The organism is Gordonia sp. VNK1 (genome assembly GCF_040049135.1).
GTDB lineage: Bacteria > Actinomycetota > Actinomycetes > Mycobacteriales > Mycobacteriaceae > Gordonia > Gordonia oleivorans.
This window is the reverse complement of the sequence record NZ_JBDZDJ010000001.1, coordinates 177,056-197,883: the sequence shown is the minus strand read 5'-3', so window position 1 is coordinate 197,883 and position 20,828 is coordinate 177,056. Positions and strand designations below refer to the sequence as shown.

Here is a 20,828-nt window from a genome sequence, read left to right as displayed (position 1 = left end):
TACTAGTCCTCTCCAACAGAGCCAGCTTCAGACGAGAGCACACACAAAACGCCGCCATCGGACACAAAATCGCTACCAGTCACGAATGAAGAATCACTCGATAAGAGGAACTCCACCAACGAGAGGACGTCATCCGGAGTACCTAACCGTCCTATCGGTGTCCGCGACCTGAGTATATCCAACGCAGACCGATCGAAACTTCTGGAACCAAGCCTTGATGCACTTCGCTCTGCAAGTCCAGCTCGAAGCATTGGAGTGTCAACTGCCCCTGGCGACACCAAATTTACTCTTAAACCCGAACCGGCTAGCTCGACAGCTGCAGATTTTACCCATCCACGTAAAGCGTGTTTAGAAACTGCGTACGGTAGTGCACCCAGCGAAGTGGCAGACGTATGGACGCTGCCAATACACACGACCGACCCACAGGTCTGCGCCTCCTGCATACAGTCTCGCAACCCAGACACAATTGCATCGATCGACCTAACATTCACCGTCATCGCAGCCAGCCAATCATCTGTAGACAATGACCCCACCGAGCCACTCGGCTGAACTGCAGCACAGTGCACTACCCCCTCGATGGAGGGCGTAGTCTCCCTGAGTCGGGAAACAGCTGAGCGAACCTCCGTTAGGTCCGATAGATCAACTATTTCAGTCACATTGCGTCCGTGGTCAATATCCCACCCAATTACAGACCAACCCCGATTCTGCAGTCCCTCCGCAACCCGTTGGCCAATTCCTCCGGCCGCGCCAGTTACCAGCACATACCTAGTGGACATAAGACAATCAACAACGTCGGATTCACTGTTCACATCAATGCACCGTACCCCGCGCTATAAAGCACGCTTGCAAGCTGAAAATCTTCTTCCGTATCTATATCCACCGATTCAATCCCAGACACACTGAAAAAGGAGACCGGCGAAATACAACGAACGCCCGTCTTGACCATCTCGTCGCGCCGGAACACAAAGAAGCAAGAATTCTCCTTAAACACCGGACGCATATCCTGCGTACGCTCCATCACGCAGGGATCGTGATTCACAGGCTTCGAATCCTCTGTCCATAGACGTCCCAGTATCAGATCAGCAGAAATGAGCGTACCGAAACGCTCCTCGCTAATATACAGTTCCAAAGCCCGATCGATAGTTTCTGAGCGAAGTAGCGGGTTTGTTACGTGAAGCTGGATCACAAACTCGCTGTCTACGCAAGGTACCGCTTCTCTCAATACCTCGTCCATTGATGCGGAAGACGAGCCCAGTTCTGGGCGCCGCATGCGAACAGATACGTTCGGATGCTCTCGGCTTAGCGATTCTGAAAGATCCCGACTATCCGTATCTACCAGTATCGATGTTACGAGGGCGCACTGTTCAAGCGTCGTGAGTATGTGACGGTATAGCGGGACGCCGCCGAGATCACGAAAGTTCTTGCCGGGCACTCGCTCACTGCGCTCCTTAATCGGAACAATCGCAGTTACGCTCATCCCAGTGCTTCTTCCGATGCACTGAAGCCGTCATACGAGAGAGCTCTACCATTCATAGAATCCGCCTCCACACCCGTCCTGCGCGGATAGTACAACCTCGAGATTAGCTCCGCATCCGGCATCCCACTCGCATACCCTTTCCAAGTCCCATAGAACTGATTCATCCGAAACTGGACAACTTCAAGCGGACTCACCGCTGTCCGGGATTTTAGAGAAGCGAGAAGATCTAGTATCACGCTAGAGCACGCAAGCCTCATGGCTTGGACCGCCGCCATCTCGGCACCAGGGAACATCTTCTTATACGCCATCGCCTCGCGCCTGTACCGGTTTCGTATCGTCGACCAGTTCTCCTCATGGACATGAAAGACGGGTGCAGTAGCACAGTACGCTAATTCAAAGCCAATGCCTTGCACGTATCTCGCCCACTCAATATCCTCCAACCCGGTCAGATACTCGTCGAAACCCCTTTCGCACCACACTGAACGTCGTAGCATTGCATTAGCGTTATTCGCAAACGGATGGGATTGCGCAGCGGTTGACACGGGAGGAAACCAAGATTTCATCACCCTCAGTTCCGAGAATTTGGTGCGGTGGTCGCCAATCTGCCTACCGTATACGTAAGCAATTCTGCCATTATCGAACATCCTCGCCATTTGCTCTACCCAATCGTCATGGGACGGATACACATGAGCACTACATATCAGCACTAAATCGCCAGACGCCTGCGAGATACCCCGGTTCAGCGAACGACCAAATGAGAATTCTGATCTATCAATGTGAACCACTATATCACCGAGATCTTCAATCAATTCTAGCGTACCATCAGTCGATCCCGAGTCGACGAAGATCAGTTCATCAATGGGCAAACTCTGAGCTCTCAATCCAAATACCAAGCGCTCAATATGTTCGATCTCATTAAGACAACGAACAACCGCTGAGATTCTCATCTATGCTCTCCTGACACAGTTCGGATCCTTACCTTCGCGGCAACGAAAGAGAGCTGCACGAAACTATGTACACCCCTAAGATACCTGGGAAACAGTCGGCGAGGATCTTGAGCAAGTCTAAAAAGCCACTCCACACCGAATTTCTGCGCATACATGGGCGCCCGCTTCTCCTGACCCGTCAAGAAGCCAAACCAGCCACCGCACGTCATTACTAAGCATTCAGGTAGATCTGCGATATATTGTGCGCAGAACATCGCCTCAAGCGGCATTCCCATGCCGATAAACAAGACGTCGGGCTGAGACCGGCGCAATTGCTCGAAATCCTCATCTGCGAAGTTCTTGTATCCGTTCCTATGAAAGCACACATGCGCATCGAATAACGCTTCCAGCGAGGTTGACGTTTGCTTCACAAGCTCGTTAGTGCCTCCGACTACCGCGACGCGAACGGGTCGCCCAAGGGCTATCGGGCCCTGACGCAGCAAGTCAGCTCCCAGATCAGTAGTTGGAGATCGATCGATACAGGGTATCCCTGAGATACGCGCCAGAGCGACCACCGAGATCCCGTCGGCATAAGAATAGTCGGCCGAGTTAAAGGCTTGTACGAAACTCGCGTTGTCGCGATGGTTCAGCCCGCCGACGTGTAGCGCAAAACTGGTACGTCGCTTCGATGTTGTGAGCCACTTCAAGTGGACATCGAGGACGCTCGAGTACTCGCGTCCATCCAACACGAATCCGCAAACCTCACTCCTCACCGTTTCCCCCTAGTATTCGGTCAAGTCGATGCGACCAGGTCGGAATCGATGCCCTCTTAGGTATTCTAAGCCCATTCATATTTATGCCGCTAGGAACAGAGCAACGCCACGCATTCATATCATCAGGAACTGCAATGTTGGACCAATAGACGGGCTTCTCAGTAGCCAGTGCATTCCATAGTTTGGCTGGCACCAAAGTCTGCGATCGCGCAGTCTGGCGATAGGGAAGGACAATCGCTGACCACTGATCTACAAGCTTCACAACCTCTGACAATCTCGCAGCGCTATAGATCGAAATATCAGCGGCATTCTCTAATAGTTCTCGAGCACTCTGATCAATCGGACCTATCAAATCAACCTTGAAACCCATACTAGCAAGGCGAAAGATCTGATCAAGGTCGATTTCGGACTGCCGTATGCTACCGAAGTATCCCGATCTCAACTCTTCACCAGCGCCCCAGTTGTACCGCAGGAACTCTTCGTCAGCAGCTGGAAGGACGACTGTGCACGCACTCGCCGTCAACTCCAATCTTTGAGCGCTCTCCGCATTATCCGTTGTCAACCTATATCGACCCGACTTGTTCAACCTGCAAATCAGATACTCTGAGAACCTGCTGAGCCTGGGCGGATACCAGTCTGCTGGCGCCGACCTCCAGTCGACAACACAATCATAGGTTCTTCTCGACGAAAGGAGGAGCGACATCGTCAAATTCGAAAATGTCGGAATATATACTATGGCGTGATCATATTTGGGGAGGCGACGAAAATGTGCACATCTACCGAGGAGAATAAATACCAACTTATGGTACGGAACAACGGTCACGCCCTTGGGCACTGCATTGATCTGATCTACGGTATCAGTCCTTCGTAATCTCGACCTCACGTACCGCGCACATTGAGCGAGCGACCGGGGAGCTGGCTCGACATACGTCACCCTGAACCCTCTAGAAGCCGCTTCGGCGGCCAAAGAGTGGTGTCGCTGCCAGGTGAAATTCCATCGAACTCCGCTCAGCATTAGAATAGATCTCACTGCGCACCTCCGGCATTCGTCAAAGCCCTCTTTCTCAGCAGTAGGACTAAAGCCATTCCCGTATAGCCAACTACGTTTGCGATTGCGCCGCTGTACAAGCCGACGAACCACACGAGAGCTACGTTGACGGCGATGTTCAGCAAAGCGCCTATACCACTGGCGACACTCATTGTTACACCCGCACCGTGAGTAACACTCAGTTCGTTGGCTAGAGGAAGATAGATAACGAGCGGAACGAAACTCAGGTAAAGGGTCATTCCTAGTGTCACGGCGCCTGAGTACCCCGCGTTTTGCAGAACATAAAGCGCAATCATCTCCGGTGCAAGACCGAGTACCCATATTAGAAGTAGACTACGTTGATCGCGTGTTATTGCCAGTGCTGAATTGATCCCCGCTTTGCCCTCAGCATACCGATGAAGTCCAGTCTTATTTATCTCCGACGCAGCAGCGTTGTAAATTCCTGAAAATTGATACACTGCGCCGTATGTTCCCAATGCAGCTGACCCCAGGACCGCTCCGATCACAAATCGATCCGAGCTTCCTAGCAACCATTGAAAGCAGCCATGCAGCGTCATCGGCCCACCGAATGCCACTGTCTTTCTGTATCCTAATTTGTAGACAGGTGATTTGTCTCTCAGAGAAGCCAACCATCGTAAGAGCAGGGGGAGGGACACGAGTACTATCGCAACGTCGCCGAGAATCCAGGATGTCAACGGATCAATCCCAACGACCAACATCAGCACTAGCCTAGTGGCCGTTCCCGCAATTGTTACAGATACGAGAACTGCGATATAGCGGCGGACGTCCGTGACGGCTCGGTAGTATCCCGCCACTATCAGCACAGAATATGCTTCAAGAGCGGCGCACAATCCGGCAACGGAGAACAGGGCACAGCTGTAAGAGAAGAAACTCGCGATGAAAGCGAACGCAAACGCAATCGGCAACGCCAACAGAGCTGGCATTGCGCACACTTTCAAGGCCGACATCAGCTCGAGATTCAGTGGGTGCTTTTGCGCCGCTACCGTGCGAAAAAGAGCCTGATCGCTGCCGAACGAGGCCACCATGGACCCGAAAGGATTGAGTATTAGCAGCAGCGCCACTGGCGCGAAGGCTGTTGGACCAGCGTGCACTGCGACTACAAAGGAAGCTCCGACTGTACCAAGCCGGTAGACTACTGCTGCTCCTAGCGCGCCCACACGCCAACGATCCAACTTCGTCGACTCCCTCAAAGCCAAAGCGCTCATACAGTTACGTCCAGGATGGCTTCCGCACAACGCTCCGCGGCGCTTCGAGCAGGATCGACTGACAAGAATACTTCTGCTAGCAGTTCGTGGCTAAGAGCTAGGGACTCCGCGGCCGGTATTTCTTTCGCGAACTTTACTGCTGCCGCGAGCCCTTCTCTTCTTTTCACAACCGTTACAGCATCGGTCGGCCAGTCGACATCCCTCCAGACGCGCTCCTCGTGTGGATTGAAATAGACAACGGGCCGGCCTATCGCCAGCATCTGCATGAGAGCGGTGCTACACCTCGTTATGAGAAGTCGCGAAGTCTCAAGATCCAGCCCCAGCGGCCACGGACTGAAGGTTCGACCTTCGAGAGCCACGGCAGGGTGTTTTGAGATCGAGTACTGCGCTCCAACTTGTGTGCAGGCGATCTCCGTCGAGATCAGCCATTCCTTGGCCGCCCACGCATACGTCCCATATGCGAAGTTGTAGTTCACGAGGACATCGCGAACCGGTGCCTCAATTTGGTTAGCGCGAGCCATCGCAACTAGCTGTTCAAGCCTAGTCGAGCCAACAACCATTGTCCGGTCGCTCTGAACGTGCAAGAGATCGTACGGCCCCTGGAGCAAAACGCGGTCCGCCATGCTGTACGGGAGCTTCCATCGGAGTGTGTCCACGTTGGAGAAGTCCTGCGCGCCCTCAACTTTTGCAACAATCTTCACGCCACGCGCTCGCAGATCCTCAAGCAAGCCGCGGTCTGGGCCCCAATCATTCATCACGACAACGGCTACTGGGATGGTATCCCAAACGGAGGAGATATCGAGCTGGGATAGTCCCCAGTGTGCACACTCCGCTCTAATTCCCTCAGTGGTTCTAGTATCGACAACCACGGCACAGCGAGCGTCCATAGTCTCCAATGAACGAATGATCGGACCAAATTCTTGTACGTGATATCGCGCCGAAGGGAGGAACCAAACATCCACCGGTGTATCGCTTGCGGTCTGGCGAGTTTCTCTTATTGGTAGAGCATCGATACATCCATCCGTGTTGTAGGCAGCAAACTCGCAGTTCTCGGGCAGCCGAACAGCTCCTCCTTGCGCGGCCGCCCAAGATGGATTGCGATAGCGGAGATCGATCGGTTCGTTCAGGCCTCTTTCCGCAGCCGTCTCGCGTCTCTCGGCCCGCGTCATAGCCTTAACTGATCGCCAATAGCTGAGGAGTGCTGTCGATACTACGGAGACCGTTGCTAGCAATAGGGTGAGTATCCAGTAGAAGCGTCTGCGACCCAATACGTAGTGCGAGATGGTACGAACACCAGTGGCTGCAATCAACGCACATATTATGGCGAGTGCTTCTTCTCTCTTCGTGGCGAAACCACTCAGGACTCGAAGGTAGTTCTTGACCCTATGCGCCAGCATTTCCGGACCTAATCGCTGCGCTCCTTTGCGATACCACAATCGATCCTTCGCGGACGTCGAAGTCCACGTACGCGAGCGGACCAATTTTTGCCCCCTTTCCAATGGTGATCGGGCCTACGACAACCGCGCCGGCGCCAATTTCAACGTCATCTGCAATGACTGGGCAATCGTCGGATTCGCGTTTGTTTCCGATTGTGACACCTTGCCGGACGAGGACATTGCTGCCAATTTGTGAATATGGATTTACCACCAAACCGACCCCGTGTCGAAGACGTAGACCTGGTCCAATCGGCGTCGTTGCCGGCAGCTCGACACCTAGTACCCATTCGGTCGCGAGTTTGTAACAAGCGGCGATGAACACTCGCAGCAGTTTGGCCGGAGGCCCCGTGCACTTGATTTTCGAATATGCGCTTATCCTGAATGCGACTACAACTAGTTGACTCTTTGGATAGCCCCGATTCGCTGCCACATCCTGGGTGACGTAGGACCACGCTGATTTCATTCTTTTACCTCATTGGGTTCTCGGATTCTTGCTGGCCGCTCCAACGTGCGCCGACCTATCTCCGCAAGCACCAGCATAAAACCGACTATTGATAGGACATCATCATCGAATTGTATTGTAATACTGGAGATCACACCGATTATTGTCACCGCGCCCAAGCGCGCGGTGCTCGCGTTGTTCGCGAACACCGCCCAGAGTGCTAGACGCATAGCCACCAATAGGAGGAAGACCAGCGCCATCAGACCGATAATTCCAATCCGCACAGCGATGCTGAGGGGCAAACTATGCGAGCCAATCTGTATTGGCCCATCGTGCGGTAGCCCCCCAATCCCGGTAAATGGGTTGTCTGCGAATATCTGCAAACCTCGCGTATAACTTAGCTCACGAAGATCGGCGCTGCCGCCCACCCGCGCTGCGGTCAATTCGTCGAGTCGAGACTGCGTCTTGCTCCACAGACCAGGAACGAGGATAGCGCAAATGGATATTGTGGCCAGGACCACTCCGATCCTGATTAGCACCCCATACTTGTTGCCAATCGATCCTCTCGGTCGGATAGTTGCCACAGCCCCTACCACAACTATATATGTCAACAGAATTGATCTACTCGTCGAAAGAATGAGCCCCACTAACATTACCGAAAGAATGATTCGTGAGGTAACTCGCTTCATTTCAGGAAAGTTGGCAATGAACAGGCCCGTCGAAAATAACCCAAGGAGGGCTAGCTCGTTTGCATAGAGGGCAAATCCAATTGGTCGCATGATCTCAAAATTAAAGATCAGGCTTGGCGTGTAAACTTGCTTTGACGAAGACAATCCTGACCTTATTTTCAATGCAAGTAGCGTGTCGACGATAGAAGGTGCCAGCACCCAGAGCGAGTATATCGCCAAGGAGCCAGCCCATATAGCGGCAACCACGCTGGCGATGATTTTTCGGTCGGCCTCCGAGACATTCAGGTATACCAGAACGGCGAGTAGTGCAGTAGACCAGACTACTGTGGTTCGTAATGAATTTCCTAAGAAATCGCTCCATATAGTTGAACTCAACGCAAGGAGGACAATACACATCGGCGGAAATATGAGAGCTGCAGGAGCGACAAACCGGTGAGAGACAAACCGGTGAGATAGGTCGCGACTTTTCAACATCAGAACACAGAGGAATACTGGAAAGAATAGAGTCTGGTCTAGAGATACAAACCAGAGGACCAAGAATAGCGCAAGCCAGTACGCGGTTTGGCGAGATATCTTAGTCGACTCTGCACTCTTGTGTGTCAGCTTTCGCTCAGATCGCGGGATTGTCACCATTCGACGAAAGCCCCGGTACGGTCGCGCCATATCGGATTCTTCCAATTATGCCCGATCTTTGACAATTCTCTAACTGATTCCTCAATAATCTGAATACCGAGTCCTGGTTCTTGGGGCGGTTGGAAACAGCCCTCAGAGAGATCAAAGACCTCGGGGTTCGCTACCGTGCTCAGCAGGTCGTGACCTGTATTGTAATGTATGCCAAGGCTCGTCTCTTGAAACTGAGCGTTGTGGCAGCAGAAGTCGAGTTGCAGCGACGCAGCTAGTGCAATCGGGCCGAGTGGGCTATGAGGTGCCAGTCCGACGCCGTGCGATTCTGCTAGGTTCGCGATTCTCCTGGTCTCTGATATTCCGCCAGCGTGTGACACGTCTGGCTGAATTAGTGCGACACCGCTGGATACGATCTCTCGAAAGTCATGCCGGCTGTATAGGCGTTCTCCGGTCGCGATCGGTATTCTTGTTGATTGACAGAGCTCCCCTAATCGATGCCCTAGTTCTGGCCTCAACGGTTCTTCTACGAAGAGCGGATTCAAGTCTTCCAACAAACTGAGTATCTTCTTTGCTCCCGGATACTCTACGCGCCCGTGGAAATCCAGTGCCACCAAGCCGGGAGCCGTCACTCGATTGACTTCCGTAACCCGGTCGAGGATGTCCTGAATCTCCGAGTTGCTTGGTATGTAGCTCACGGCGCCTGCAATATTCATCTTGAAGTACTTGAAACCCTCGTCGATACGCGCGCTCGCATGCTCACCCACTTCAGTTGGCTCATCGCCGCCTATCCACGAGTAGGCGGGTATGCGTTCTCTGACGAGTCCACCAAGTAGTTCGTATATCGGGACACCTAGTGACTTGCCTTTTATGTCCCACAATGCCTGGTCTACCCCTGCGACAGCGCTGCTAAGGATCGGGCCGCCTCGATAGAATCCGCCACGCACGCTAGTCTGCCAGAAGTCCTCGATGCGTCGAGAATCCCAGCCAAGAATGATTGGCCGCAACGACTCCACTGCAGTCTTGACGACTTCAGCTCGACCTTCGACAATTGGCTCGCCCCATCCGACGATACCGGACTCAGTCTCGAGGCGCAGGAACAGCCAGCGGGGAGGTATTGTGAAGAGCTCCATCCTGGCTATCCGCATGTCCGTCATTCGGTAGTGTCCTTTGCTGCCTTCGCCTTCAGAGGCAACCAAGTTACCTCAACGATATCTCTTCTGCCGAAATCTACAATCTTTGTTCTTGCCAGGTGGTCTTAATTTCCGATGATGCGTGAGGTTAGTAGGCGCCCGTTTTCAGAATGACGGCGTGCGCAGTTCGCCAGAGGATGATTAGGTCTTGCATTATGGACCAGTTCTCTACGTAGGACAGATCTAACCTCACCGATTCCTCCCAGCTCAGATCTGAGCGTCCCGACACCTGCCACAGACCGGTGATACCTGGCTTCACGAGCATGCGGCGCGCCACTCGCCCGTCGTACTGTTCAACTTCCTCGAGTAACGGCGGCCGAGGACCAACGAGACTCATGCTTCCTGCGACCACGTTGAACAGTTGGGGTAGCTCGTCAAGGCTGTACCGGCGGATGTACCTGCCCACCCTTGTCACGCGTGGGTCCTCCCGCATTTTGAAGAGAACTCCCGCGCCCTCGTCGAAATCGGCAAGCTTGTGGCGGATCTGGTCAGCGTCCTGCACCATAGAGCGGAACTTCCACATCTGGAACGGTGAGTTGTTCATGCCAATCCGTCTGGCCCGGTAGAAGACCGGGCCACGCGAGTCCAGCTTCACCGCGATCGCGACGGCAAGCATCACCGGCGACATCACTAGCAACGACAACGCTGCGCCGACACGGTCCACCGCCGCCTTACGGAACCTGTTGGCACCGTCGTAGCGCGGCTTGTCGATGTGCAGCAGTGGCAGGCCGGCGACCGGGCGCACTAGCATTCGCGGTCCAGCCACATCGGTGACGCCTGGTGAGACCAGCATCTCCACATTCATGCCCTCGAGATCCCACGACAAGTCCTGCATCGCCTGATGTCCGAGAGCATCTGTGCTCGTCACCGCGACCGTGGTGGCGCCAGTGTGAATGACCGCATCGCGGACATCGTCAAAGTCGCCGAACACGGGAATCATCTGGTCGCCCACACGGAGTTCCTCCGGTGTACCGCGCCGGCTCGGGGGCAGGCACACACCGGCGACGTCGTAACCCAGAGATGGGTCGGCAATGAATCGCTCGACCAAGGGCTTCGACGCGCCAACACCTCCAACGACAAGCAGCTTGCTCAGGTGACGCGCACGCTGGCGTTGCCGGCTCAATCTGCGACGCCAGCCCCAGCGTTCGAGCAGGAGTCCCGCTGTCCCGAGCGGAAGGGCGATCAGGAGGAATCCACGCGCGATGTTGAGCCGGAACAGGAGGTCGAGCATCGCGAGCACACCGAACACCGAGAGGCATGCGGTGACCACTCGGCTGTACTCCTCGGGCCCGGACCCGATCACCCGTCGGTCCAGCGTCTGGAATGCGCGTAGCGCCAGCAGCCATGCGGCGATTAGCACCGCCGTTACGATCAGCGCCGGCGCGCCGAACTTGCCGTTGGGTTGGAGTGGATCGTCAGAACCGAACCGGACCAGCTGTGCGGTGGCCACGGCGGAGGTGACGATCAGAGCGTCGCTCACCGCGAGGGTCGTCAGGTAGGAGTGCACCCAGCTACGACTGGGTTGGGCGACGTCGTCCACTGAGCGTAGCGGCTGGGCGCCACGCAATTCGTCACGATCTGCGGTCACAACTTCCCCCGAAGAGTTACACCGATGAGACCTGCAGCGTACACGGACACCAACCTCTCCTCCGACCGTGCTGGTGGCGCGTGAATCTCACACACTCGCACTCGTCAAACCCCGTGGACACCACAAACTGCGATTGATCACCATCCGAGTTCTGCTTACTCGGACGTGTACGAAAAGAACTGTAAACCGGCGGGCGCGATCACACAATTTGTGACCACCGTCCCCAGTACCAGGGACAGATGCGTCTGTCGCGCACCAGGTGAATCGCGTATTCCGCTGTACACCAATAGATCTCACTGCCCAAGCAGCAACGTGCGACAGCGACCGTCCGCGAGAACTCGCCCGTATCTTTCCCGCAAATCAACATGCCGGAAACATTCAGAGGTCGACCACGTCACAGAATTCACCTGAACGGACTACAAACCCTCCAGGGGCTTTGTGAATACTGCAGAATTAGACCCCTTTTGTTGACGATCGCCGGTGTCGGAGATCACACGGCCGCCGCGATCCGTCCAGGCATGAGGCGTCCGTAGTTCACGGTGACTCACCCACCATCCTCAAGTGGCGATCTTCGCGCCGATCGGTAAAGCTGATCGGCGTGTCAGTACAGCCACCACCGCGGCGCACCCAGATTGTGGATGCGGCGATCAGTATCCTGGAACGTGGCGGTGTCGAGGCGCTCAACATGCGTGCCCTCGCGGCCGAACTGAACATGGGGCCGATGTCGCTCTACTACTACGTTCCGAACAAGCCGGCGTTGCTGGCCCTGGTGGTGGACGAGACCGGGCAGCGCATCGCGTGGCCCGAGTATTCAGGTCCCGTTCGCGATCGACTGATTACCCAAGTCCTCGACATTCACCAAAGATTCTCGGCGATCTCCTGGATGGGCGCATTGCTGCGCTCCAACGGAACCTGTGGGGCTCCACCGGCAGTGCTCACCGATTCGTTCATCGCGATCGCCACGGAGTCCGGTGTGTCGGCCACGGAGGCCTACGGCATCTGGCGTGCATGTTGGGCGGTGGTGTCGTCGGAGTTGCGTTGGCGGGACATCGATCCGTCAGCACTCGACACCACGAACCTGCCGAGTGACGCCAGCTCGGGCGCGACCGCGGTGGTGGCGCCCGTCCCGTTGTGGGCGCAGTTCGGGCCCACATTCGCGTTGAAGACACACGTCGCAGCACTGGTCGACAGTGCGTTCAGCACAGATTTGACACAAGGTGGCGGAATCGATCTGGCGAACGAGCAGTCAGCGCCGTAGAGCTGCGACGTTGTTTCGGTACCAGTCGATGGTGTGGGCGATGCCGTCTTCCAGAGTGATCGCCGGTTCCCACCCTGCATCGCGGAGCGTCGACACATCGAGCAGTTTGCGTGGGGTCCCATCGGGTTTGCTCGTGTCCCACTGCGTCTCGCCGTTGTAACCGACAGTGTCGGCGACAATCGCTGCGATCTCGGCCAGCGTGTGGTCGATTCCGGTACCGACATTGACCTGCTGAGGACCGTCGAAATGATTGAGGAGGTGCAGGCACGCCGAGGCCATGTCGTCCACGTGGAGGAATTCACGGCGAGGAGTGCCGGTCCCCCAGTTCGTCACACTGTCTGCGCCCGATTGCCGCGCCTGGTCGTAGCGCTGGATCAGTGCGGGAAGGACATGCGATCCGGTGGGCGAGAAGTTGTCACCGGGACCGTACAGGTTGGTCGGCATCGCCGAGATCCAGGGCAGGCCGTACTGTCGGCGCACGGCCTGGACATTGAGGATGCCCGCGATCTTCGCGATGGCGTAGGCATCGTTCGTGGGCTCCAGTTTTCCTGTCAGCAGCGAATCTTCGCGGATCGGCTGTTCGGCAAACTTGGGGTAAATGCACGATGAACCCAAGAACAACAGACGAGGGACCTCGTATTTGACCGCGGCATCGAGCACGTTGGTCTGGATCTGGAGGTTCACCGACAAGAAGTCGACCGGGTAGGTGCTGTTGGCAAGGATGCCACCGACCTTGGCTGCGGCGAGAACCACGGTTCGTGGGCGGGTCTCGTCGAAGAAGTCGAATACCGCCGTGCGATCGGTGAGGTCAAGTTCGGCACTCGAGCGGCCCACCAGATTGGTGAAACCCTCGTTCTCCAAGAGCCGCCAGATGGCCGAGCCGACCAGTCCCCGGTGGCCTGCGATGTAGGTGGTGTCCGAACGACCAAGTGGCGTTGCCACTTCAGTTGAATCCATGCTTCACGGCATCCTCTCGCGCCAGACTGACCACCTCCGGGACCAATGCAAACCTGCGGCCCCACTGGACGTGCCCTCTATCGGTCCCAGGATAGAGGGCACGTACGGTGGCCGCTGCTCAGATCCGGCTCGATCTCTAGTGCGGCGTATCACGCACTTACCCGCACGAATCCGCAAGCCCCTGCACCGTCGCGAACGCGGGCTTCGTGCTCCAATCGCTGCTGAGCAGACCAAAATTTTGCTCGACGTCAGCTGTGTTGGTTCCCGAATCGCGCAGTGAATACACGAATAGCGGGCCCAGATAGTCGGTGGATCGTTGATTGTCGATGGCCTGGCGCAGCGCCTCCTGCTGCGCCGCCTCGCTCACACCGGCCGTTCCCGAGGTCGGTGCCCCGAACTCGGTCATCCAGATCTTCTTGCCGCCGTCACCGTTGGCGCGCATGGTGTCGTGCATGATGCTCATCCGTTGGTAGGCATTCCACGATGCCGAGAGCGGGTCGTCGGGCATGTACGGGTACGTGTAGGGATGCATCCCCACCGCGGTCCACATGGATCTGTTGCCGACGTCGTAGAGGCGGTCGATGAATGTGGTCGGTGCGATATTCGTGCCGTCATCCCCGGCCGGCGCCAAACCTGCGGTCACGATCGTCGCCCCACGCACCTCCGCGCGGATGGCCCGCGACGCCGCGGTCAGCATGGCTGAGTACCGCGACACCGATGGCGCAGGCTGGGAGAAGGCGATGATGTTGGGTTCGTTCCAGATCTCCCATGCGGAGACCTTCGAGCCATACCTGTCGGCGACGGCACCCGCGTAGCGTCCGTAATCGTTGGGGTTCGCGGGGAGGGCGTGAAAAGACCCGCTGGCATTGCGGTCTCGTGCCCACGCAGGCGTCGTGTGGATCACCGCGAGGACCTTGAACCCGGCGGCCGTCGCACCGTTGATCAATTGGTCATAGTGGGTCCAGTCGTAGGTTCCGCGGGTCGATTCGACGTTGGTCCAGTCAACACCGATGCGCACCCACCGCACGCCCAGAGTCTGGGCCGCACCGAGCAGGCGCTGCACGTCGGCCGTCGCCATGTTGTTCAATTCGCCGCCGGAGGCAACTCCAAGGTCCTGTGCTGGATTGCCCGGCACACACACCGAGGCCTGGGAGTGCGGTGACGACGCCGTGGAGGTGACGCATGACGCCGCGACCACCACCGCTACGGCTGTGGCCCAACCCCATCGCGTCACTCGATTCATTGGCGTTGCATCTCGGGTGGTCGGTGTGCGGCATCCACCGATGACGGCCCGGTGACTCCCGTACCACGGCGTATCAGCGGAATCGACCCGCATGCGCCGAGCAGGAGCCAGAAGTAGACATCCATCGGGAAGATCTCGAAATAGGTGGCCGCGAAACTGGCGGTCATCGCTGCGGCCACCGCCGCGGCCGTGCCGAACGCGAAGCTCGACTCGGCACGCGAAGGCGTATTTCGTCCGAGATGAATGGTGGTCGCCAAAGCACTCACGAGAATCATGATAAACAGCCACAGCCCGATCGGGCCGAGTTCAATCAAGATCTTGATGTAGTAATTGTCCGGCTGATAAGGAATGCCCACGGCAAAGGCGAGGGCACCGTCAATTCTTACGGCCACATTCGGAGGAATCTGCAAGGTACTGAACGCGAGCTTCGCCGCGGCCGAACCCGATGCGCCCAGACCTGATCCGAAGGGATGAGCCACGATGGTGTTGGCCGCGTACTCCCACCCGTCCGCGCGGGTCTCGAGGCTGTCCGAGGAGGAGAACGTCGTAAGGGTGGACGGCGGGACGAGCACCAGCACTGCAGGCACCGCGATCACCGCCGCCGCCAGCAGCGCCTTCAGCATCCAGCGATACCGCACCACTCCGAGAACGAGAACGCCGACGACCAGACCGACGAATGCGGCACGCACGACGGCCACCGCCATGCCCGCAATGAGGATCGGCACCAGGCAGGCAAACACCTTGGACCTGAGCCGGTGCGGCTGAGCCAAGGCAACCGCGCCGACGAGCAGGAGCGTCATCATCAGGAAAAAGGCGTACGGAAAAGGCTGATTGAACGTCCCGAAACTCCGCAGTAAACCCCCACCCGCCGTGCGCACCTCCTGGTTGTAGCGGTACCCCATTTCCACCAGTCGGTCGGCACCCAAACCTTGCTGCGCCAGTCCGTACACGGCGTTGACGGCCCCCACTCCCAGAACGATGCTCACCAGGCGATCCCGATCACCCGCCTCGAACGGCATCCGCCACAAGATCACCAGCAGCAGGGTGTAGAAGAAACTGACCTTGATGGCGATCACGCCGATCACGCCGTAGGCGATCAGGCCGGCGATGGAACCGAAGACGATCAGGATCACCAACGCCGGCCACCACGGAACGCGGATGCCGCGTCGCGCAGGCCGATGCGGCGAGATGAACGTGGCCGCCAGCGTGTACAGGACCAGTGCTTCTTTCCAGCCCGCGATGAAAGGAATCTTCGGCAGGAAGATGATCATTCCCTGGAACGGTGTAAGCAATGCGAGCAAGAGCAGGCCACGTTGTGGTCGGAGATAGATCGCGTGCGCCGCATATGCTGCCGCGGGCACGAGGAGTATCAGCGCGAACAATCCAATCATCCGCCGCCCCCGCAAGACGTCTGTTCCGGTTCGAGGAGATCCAGCACCGCCTTGTGCACCTCGGCACTCACCCGACTGTGGGATTCAGCGAGATAAAGGCTGTGGTCGCCGTCCCCGATTGCGGTGACAGATACTGTCGGCGCGCTCTGACGCGCCCAATCCACCTCGCTGCGCCCGTGAAACCAACGGTCGTCCTCGTCGACCAGGAGAATGGACGCACGGACGGCACGTTTGGTCAGCGTGGCCAACATGGGATCAGGTGACTGCCACAGGCCGACCCTCGCCAGCAAACTCCGGATTCTGCGCGGAATAAGTTGCGCCACAGTGGCTTTGTATTTGCCGGTGGCAGTACCGAAGTGAGTTGGGGACAGCGCCCAGGCGCCGATGGGAGCAACGATGCGGGTGGGCCAGAAGGTGAGGTTGACCATCACCACACCGTCGGCCACGCCGCGGCGAGCGGCGTAGTACGAATGCCACGCGCCTGAGCATGATCCGGCGGCAACGACGGAACCACCGGAGGATCTCGCGAACGATCCCATGTCCACGATGTCCCGTTTGGACTGCCTGCTGTACAGCAACGAGCGACCCGGTCCGGCCGGTCGACTCAGCCCCACACCACATCTGTCGAACCGAAGTACTGCGGTTCCTTCGGCGGCGAGCATCCGGGCGACTCGCACCCACATCCCGCCGACCCCGGAATGCGGCTCGGTTCCGGCGGCGGCGAGCACCACAGTTGATGTCGGACAACGCTGCTCACGGGGAGCGTCGGGGGCACGTTCGGTCAGGATCGCAAACAGGTTCCTCGATCCCACCGAGAGCACACGCTCGTGTAGCCGGACTCCATCGTCCACGAAGGTGATTCGGTCGCTACCATCCGGCGTCCGGGCGTCATACGCCTGCGCCGGAAACCGCGATCGCACCTCGGCGACGATGGTGTCGAATGCAGTCAGCGGTTCGGTCACGTGAAAGCTCTCCGGAGTCACGAAGTCCTCCTGGCCGTCGACGAGAACAACCTGATCGCTGATGTCGCGCCATCGACTCATCGTCGTACCCACCGGTGCCCGTTCACTGCGCCCGAAAACAATTGTTGGACCGAGACATTGGGACAGCGACTGCGCCGCGAGATCACTCGTGGCGGCTGGCGACAGCGGTTGTCCGACGACCCCTCGACCACTCCCGCCGAGGAGCCGTCGCCGCATCAGTTGTTCGCGCAGAAAGGTTCGCCCCGACTCGACGGGGTCCCACAAAGCGAGGAAGCCGATATCGTCCCGTTGGGGGACAGCTGCGGCGGCCACCAGCGCACCCACGCGCAATCCGATCAATCCGATATTGCGATGTCCCGCCGCACTGAGCGAATCGACGGCGGCGCATACGGTCTGCGTCCAGAGCGTGATCGCGTCATCGGCGAGACGATCGCCGACCGAATCGCCGGTTCCGATGTAGTCGATGATCATCGCCGTCACGCCCGACGCAGCGAGTTGCCGTCCGAGCCGCCGCAGTCCCCGATAGGTATTCATGTATTCCACACCAATCGGCGGGCATACGACGACGGCACCCACCTCCCTCTTCGCCGGAATGAACGTCGCGAAATACGCGGCCGAATCTGTGCCGAACCACATCGACACCTCGGCCGCGTCAGGGTTGTCTGCCATTCTTCGCGAGTCCATCCGCGATTCACGCTGCGCCCCGAAACGCGAGCGATGTGACCAAGAAGTCGTCAGTGTCAACCTCTCACTGTGGGGGAGCTTCGGAAGCACCGGGAAGAATGCGATTGGATAGGCAGAATGATAAATGCTTGATCGCAACGTCGCGACTGGAAGCAGTCCCTTGTCCCCTGGAGTGGCCGGTCGCTCTGCGGGTGGATAAGCTTCGACCGGCGACGTTTCCCCGCGTCCTGGGCGCCCGCTATTTCCACGCCGAATTTCAGGCGCGCGCAGCCTGATCCAAGGAGGTGGTGAGTGGGCAAACATTCGGTGACCGGAAGTCGGTCCGCCATTGCCTCGGCGACCGACCCCGCAGAACCGACCGTCGGCCCCGATTCCACCCGCGCCGCACGCAACACGGCATCCCTGTTGATCAGCCGTGTCGCGATCGCCGCCATGGGTTGGGCGGGTTCACTTCTCATCGCACGCACGCTCTCCCCCGACGACTTCGGCGCATTCTCTCTGGTGTTCGGAATCCTCGGCCTGATGGCCATCGTCACCGACCTCGGGGTCGGACGCGTCGTCCTCGGGGATCTCGTCAAGACCGATCAGGACGCGTCCAGTGACCTCGCCGGGTCTTTCGTCCTGCTGCGGCTGGCACTGGGCCTCGTCGGCTATGTGGTCGCCGTGGTGTTCGTCGTCGTCGCCGACTACTCCGCCGAGATCGTGCGGGCCACCCTGATCGGCGGACTGGTCGTCGTCATCGCCACCCCGAGCCACGCGTTGTCGGTGATCTATCAGTCCCGCCTGCGGATGACCTACGTCTCGGCGATCGAAAGTGCCTCGCAATTCGTACAACTCGCCCTCACCGTGGCCGCGGTACTGTGGGCCCCCTATCTTCTGATCCTCGTCCTGCCCGCGGTGGCCAACGAAGTCGTCGCGATCGTTTTGAAGATCAGGGGGATCCGCCGCGGCGTCACCGGCGCCGCTCCCCGGTTTCATCACGTCCTGCGGTTCTGGAAGCCCATGCTCGTCGAGGCCATTCCGCTCAGCATCGGGTTCGCCCTGATCCAGGCGACCGCCAAGATCGACGTGCTCATGCTGAGCAAACTGGACAACCTCAACTCGGTCGGCCTGTATACCGTCGGATACAAGTTCTCCGACTTCGTCACCATCGCCGGTGTGGCGGTCTCGACGCCGTTCATGACGGTGATGGTCGCGTCGTGGCCGGGCAACGCCCGCGCCTTCACCAATGCCTCGCGTCGGGCCATCGGGATCGTGGCAGGTCTCGGAGGTTTGGGAATCACCATCTTCTGGCCGTGCGCCACCGAGTTGATCGGCGGTCTCTACGGCGCGCGTTTCGCCGAGGCCGCCCTGGCCACCAAGCTCTTGGTGATCGGGGCGGTGCTGGCCGGTGTCTCGCAGATCGCACTTCTCGCGCTGGTATCCGCCGGGAAGCATCGTCAGTATCCGTGGCTTGCCCTCTTCGCACTTGCTCTCAACGTGTGCCTGAACCTCTACTTCATTCCTCGGTTCTCCTACACCGGCGCCGCATGGGTCACGCTCATCACCGAGGTCGTCGCCGTCGTCGCGGTCACCTGCTTGGTCGCAGCGGTGATCCCGTTCCGCGGCGTCATCCCGATCACGCGCTCGCTGTCTTGCGCCGCGCTGGCCGCAGCTCTGATCGCCGGGGGCTCCGCCGCACAACACTACTGGGACGTCTCTTGGATTGCGTGCACGATCGGTGGTGGCGTTCTCTATGTTGTTGTGGCATACATTCTTCGGATCACCGATGATCTCGGCGTGCCACGATGGAGAGGATCGTTGCGCCGATGACGGATCGTCGAATGGTCTGGATCTCTCACGCTCCACGGGTGTCCGGGGCGGAGAAAGTGATGCTGGGTCTGATCGATGAGGCCCTCGCCGACGGCTGGTCGGTCACCATCATCTCGCCGCCGGGACCGCTGGTCGCGAGCCTTCCCGATGTGGTGACCCACGTCCCGATCCCCGATCTCGCGCTCAGTGGCGAAACCGGTCCGGCACGGGTGCGAGCGCTGGCTGCTCTGGCAGTCAACACCATTCGTGCGGGGGTGGCGATCCGCAAGTACGGCCGAGGTGCCCGCGTGATCGTGAACTCGCTGTACGCGTTGCCCGCAGCACGCCTGGGCGTGTGGCCGGACACCTTCACCTGGCTGGTGCACGACACGCTGAGTTACGGCAAACAACGAGTCGCCGTACACGCCGGCAGAGGCTCTCTGCGCCGAGCCGTCGCCGTGTCGGAGCAGACGGCGAAACCGTTGACCGACATGGGAATCACCACCGCCGTCTGCTACAACGGAGTCGATCCCGACCAGTCCACAGACCACCCGGACGACCCCTCGGGACCGCCCGTCGTCGGGGTCCTTGCCGCCATCACCGAGTGGAAGGGCCAGCGCGTGGCCATCGCTGCACTCTGCCATCTTCCGGATGTTCGGCTCGAACTCGCCGGCGGATGTTTCGACGGAGACGAGCCGTATCTCGAGAGTCTCCGCGCCCTCGTCGCCGAGTTCGGCCTCACAGACCGGGTGAGATTCCTCGGTCACACCGAACCGATTGCCTGCCTGCGCCGTTGGGACATCTCCTTGTCCACCAGCATCGCACCGGAGGCCGGTCCGATCGGTGTGCTCGAGGCCATGAGCGTGGGTACTCCGGTCATCGGCTCGGATCATGGTGGCGCCGCGGAGTATCTCGCGGATGGACGCGGGGTGCTCGTGCCGCCTGCCGATCCGGTGGCGTTGGCGGCCGCGATCCGCCGCGTTCTCGACGACGATGACCTGCGTGCCGATCTGATCGACCGCAGCAGGCACCGCGTCCGGGACCGTCATGACATCGCCGAGGTACGACCCGCGATGCTCGCCGCCCTGGTCTCCGACTGACC

At 58.4% G+C, this 20,828-nt stretch carries 17 protein-coding genes; 3 read left to right on the top strand and 14 right to left on the bottom strand.

Features of this window, described 5'->3' with window-relative positions; all coding sequences use genetic code 11:
* Positions 1 to 2: 2 nt before the first annotated feature.
* The 10 genes from ABLE94_RS26375 to ABLE94_RS00775 all read right to left on the bottom strand — a co-directional run bounded on the left by ABLE94_RS26375 (position 3) and on the right by ABLE94_RS00775 (position 11,419).
* Positions 3 to 776 carry an SDR family NAD(P)-dependent oxidoreductase gene (locus ABLE94_RS26375; RefSeq protein WP_425476113.1) on the bottom strand — a complete coding sequence of 258 codons (774 nt, stop codon included), beginning with the start codon at positions 774 to 776 and terminating at the stop codon, positions 3 to 5.
* 29 nt (positions 777 to 805) lie between these two features.
* On the bottom strand, positions 806 to 1,477 hold the full coding sequence (locus tag ABLE94_RS00805; protein ID WP_348807775.1) for an acylneuraminate cytidylyltransferase family protein: 672 nt from the start codon (positions 1,475 to 1,477) through the stop codon (positions 806 to 808).
* Positions 1,474 to 2,424: a glycosyltransferase family 2 protein gene (locus ABLE94_RS00800; RefSeq protein WP_348807774.1), complete on the bottom strand. Its 951-nt coding sequence runs from the start codon at positions 2,422 to 2,424 to the stop codon at positions 1,474 to 1,476. The genes ABLE94_RS00805 and ABLE94_RS00800 overlap by 4 nt, the downstream gene beginning before the upstream one ends.
* Entirely contained in the window at positions 2,421 to 3,152 is a 732-nt protein-coding gene (locus ABLE94_RS26370; RefSeq protein WP_425476105.1) for a WecB/TagA/CpsF family glycosyltransferase, read from the bottom strand. Before ABLE94_RS26370 ends, ABLE94_RS00800 begins: the two co-directional genes overlap by 4 nt.
* 1,050 nt (positions 3,153 to 4,202) lie before the next feature.
* Positions 4,203 to 5,450 carry an oligosaccharide flippase family protein gene (locus ABLE94_RS00795; RefSeq protein WP_348807773.1) on the bottom strand — a complete coding sequence of 416 codons (1,248 nt, stop codon included), beginning with the start codon at positions 5,448 to 5,450 and terminating at the stop codon, positions 4,203 to 4,205.
* Complete coding sequence (locus ABLE94_RS00790; protein ID WP_348807772.1) at positions 5,447 to 6,847, bottom strand: hypothetical protein; 1,401 nt, start codon at positions 6,845 to 6,847, stop codon at positions 5,447 to 5,449. The genes ABLE94_RS00795 and ABLE94_RS00790 overlap by 4 nt, the downstream gene beginning before the upstream one ends.
* Positions 6,834 to 7,349: a serine acetyltransferase gene (locus ABLE94_RS26365; RefSeq protein ID WP_425476104.1), complete on the bottom strand. Its 516-nt coding sequence runs from the start codon at positions 7,347 to 7,349 to the stop codon at positions 6,834 to 6,836. Before ABLE94_RS26365 ends, ABLE94_RS00790 begins: the two co-directional genes overlap by 14 nt.
* Positions 7,346 to 8,215 (bottom strand): O-antigen ligase family protein, encoded by an 870-nt coding sequence (locus ABLE94_RS00785; protein WP_348807771.1) that lies wholly within the window; start codon positions 8,213 to 8,215, stop codon positions 7,346 to 7,348. The genes ABLE94_RS26365 and ABLE94_RS00785 overlap by 4 nt, the downstream gene beginning before the upstream one ends.
* Before the next feature lie 428 nt (positions 8,216 to 8,643).
* Positions 8,644 to 9,795, bottom strand: a complete 1,152-nt coding sequence (gene dgoD, locus ABLE94_RS00780) for a galactonate dehydratase (RefSeq protein WP_425476103.1) — start codon at positions 9,793 to 9,795, stop codon at positions 8,644 to 8,646.
* Positions 9,796 to 9,919: 124 nt separating this feature from the next.
* Entirely contained in the window at positions 9,920 to 11,419 is a 1,500-nt protein-coding gene (locus ABLE94_RS00775) for a sugar transferase (protein ID WP_348807770.1), read from the bottom strand.
* Positions 11,420 to 12,017: 598 nt separating this feature from the next.
* Here ABLE94_RS00775 and ABLE94_RS00770 point away from each other — a divergent pair.
* Positions 12,018 to 12,677 carry a TetR/AcrR family transcriptional regulator gene (locus ABLE94_RS00770; RefSeq protein ID WP_348807769.1) on the top strand — a complete coding sequence of 220 codons (660 nt, stop codon included), beginning with the start codon at positions 12,018 to 12,020 and terminating at the stop codon, positions 12,675 to 12,677.
* On the opposite strand, the gene ABLE94_RS00765 is transcribed toward ABLE94_RS00770, so the two are convergent.
* The 4 genes from ABLE94_RS00765 to ABLE94_RS00750 form a co-directional block, all read right to left on the bottom strand.
* The gene (locus ABLE94_RS00765; protein WP_348807768.1) at positions 12,666 to 13,634 is read right to left on the bottom strand and encodes a GDP-L-fucose synthase family protein; all 969 of its coding nucleotides are present in this window, start codon (positions 13,632 to 13,634) and stop codon (positions 12,666 to 12,668) included. The genes ABLE94_RS00770 and ABLE94_RS00765 overlap by 12 nt on opposite strands.
* Positions 13,635 to 13,791: 157 nt before the next feature.
* A complete protein-coding gene (locus ABLE94_RS00760) occupies positions 13,792 to 14,712 on the bottom strand; it encodes a cellulase family glycosylhydrolase (RefSeq protein ID WP_348807767.1) in 921 nt (306 codons plus the stop codon).
* Positions 14,713 to 14,873: 161 nt separating this feature from the next.
* The gene (locus ABLE94_RS00755; protein WP_348807766.1) at positions 14,874 to 16,148 is read right to left on the bottom strand and encodes an O-antigen ligase family protein; all 1,275 of its coding nucleotides are present in this window, start codon (positions 16,146 to 16,148) and stop codon (positions 14,874 to 14,876) included.
* A 116-nt stretch (positions 16,149 to 16,264) separates the two neighbouring features.
* A complete protein-coding gene (locus tag ABLE94_RS00750) occupies positions 16,265 to 18,238 on the bottom strand; it encodes an alpha/beta hydrolase family protein (protein ID WP_348807765.1) in 1,974 nt (657 codons plus the stop codon).
* Here ABLE94_RS00750 and ABLE94_RS00745 point away from each other — a divergent pair.
* Together ABLE94_RS00745 and ABLE94_RS00740 are read left to right on the top strand one after the other, a co-directional pair.
* Positions 18,227 to 19,747 carry an oligosaccharide flippase family protein gene (locus ABLE94_RS00745; RefSeq protein ID WP_348807764.1) on the top strand — a complete coding sequence of 507 codons (1,521 nt, stop codon included), beginning with the start codon at positions 18,227 to 18,229 and terminating at the stop codon, positions 19,745 to 19,747. The genes ABLE94_RS00750 and ABLE94_RS00745 overlap by 12 nt on opposite strands.
* Positions 19,744 to 20,826, top strand: a complete 1,083-nt coding sequence (locus ABLE94_RS00740; RefSeq protein ID WP_348807763.1) for a glycosyltransferase family 4 protein — start codon at positions 19,744 to 19,746, stop codon at positions 20,824 to 20,826. The genes ABLE94_RS00745 and ABLE94_RS00740 overlap by 4 nt, the downstream gene beginning before the upstream one ends.
* Positions 20,827 to 20,828: the final 2 nt, after the last annotated feature.

Bases quoted from the DNA above. Each gene is read 5' to 3' on its own strand.
- ABLE94_RS26375 (WP_425476113.1), bottom strand. From the start codon at position 776: ATGTCCACTAGGTATGTGCTGGTAACTGGCGCGGCCGGAGGAATTGGC.
- ABLE94_RS00760 (WP_348807767.1), bottom strand. From the start codon at position 14,712: ATGGCGACGGCCGACGTGCAGCGCCTGCTCGGTGCGGCCCAGACTCTG.
- ABLE94_RS00750 (WP_348807765.1), bottom strand. From the start codon at position 18,238: ATGTTTGCCCACTCACCACCTCCTTGGATCAGGCTGCGCGCGCCTGAA.
- dgoD (WP_425476103.1), bottom strand. From the start codon at position 9,795: ATGACGGACATGCGGATAGCCAGGATGGAGCTCTTCACAATACCTCCC.
- ABLE94_RS00765 (WP_348807768.1), bottom strand. From the start codon at position 13,634: ATGGATTCAACTGAAGTGGCAACGCCACTTGGTCGTTCGGACACCACC.
- ABLE94_RS00795 (WP_348807773.1), bottom strand. From the start codon at position 5,450: ATGAGCGCTTTGGCTTTGAGGGAGTCGACGAAGTTGGATCGTTGGCGT.
- ABLE94_RS00805 (WP_348807775.1), bottom strand. From the start codon at position 1,477: ATGAGCGTAACTGCGATTGTTCCGATTAAGGAGCGCAGTGAGCGAGTG.
- ABLE94_RS00790 (WP_348807772.1), bottom strand. From the start codon at position 6,847: ATGCTGGCGCATAGGGTCAAGAACTACCTTCGAGTCCTGAGTGGTTTC.
- ABLE94_RS00755 (WP_348807766.1), bottom strand. From the start codon at position 16,148: ATGATCATCTTCCTGCCGAAGATTCCTTTCATCGCGGGCTGGAAAGAA.
- ABLE94_RS26365 (WP_425476104.1), bottom strand. From the start codon at position 7,349: ATGAAATCAGCGTGGTCCTACGTCACCCAGGATGTGGCAGCGAATCGG.
- ABLE94_RS00800 (WP_348807774.1), bottom strand. From the start codon at position 2,424: ATGAGAATCTCAGCGGTTGTTCGTTGTCTTAATGAGATCGAACATATT.
- ABLE94_RS00740 (WP_348807763.1), top strand. From the start codon at position 19,744: ATGACGGATCGTCGAATGGTCTGGATCTCTCACGCTCCACGGGTGTCC.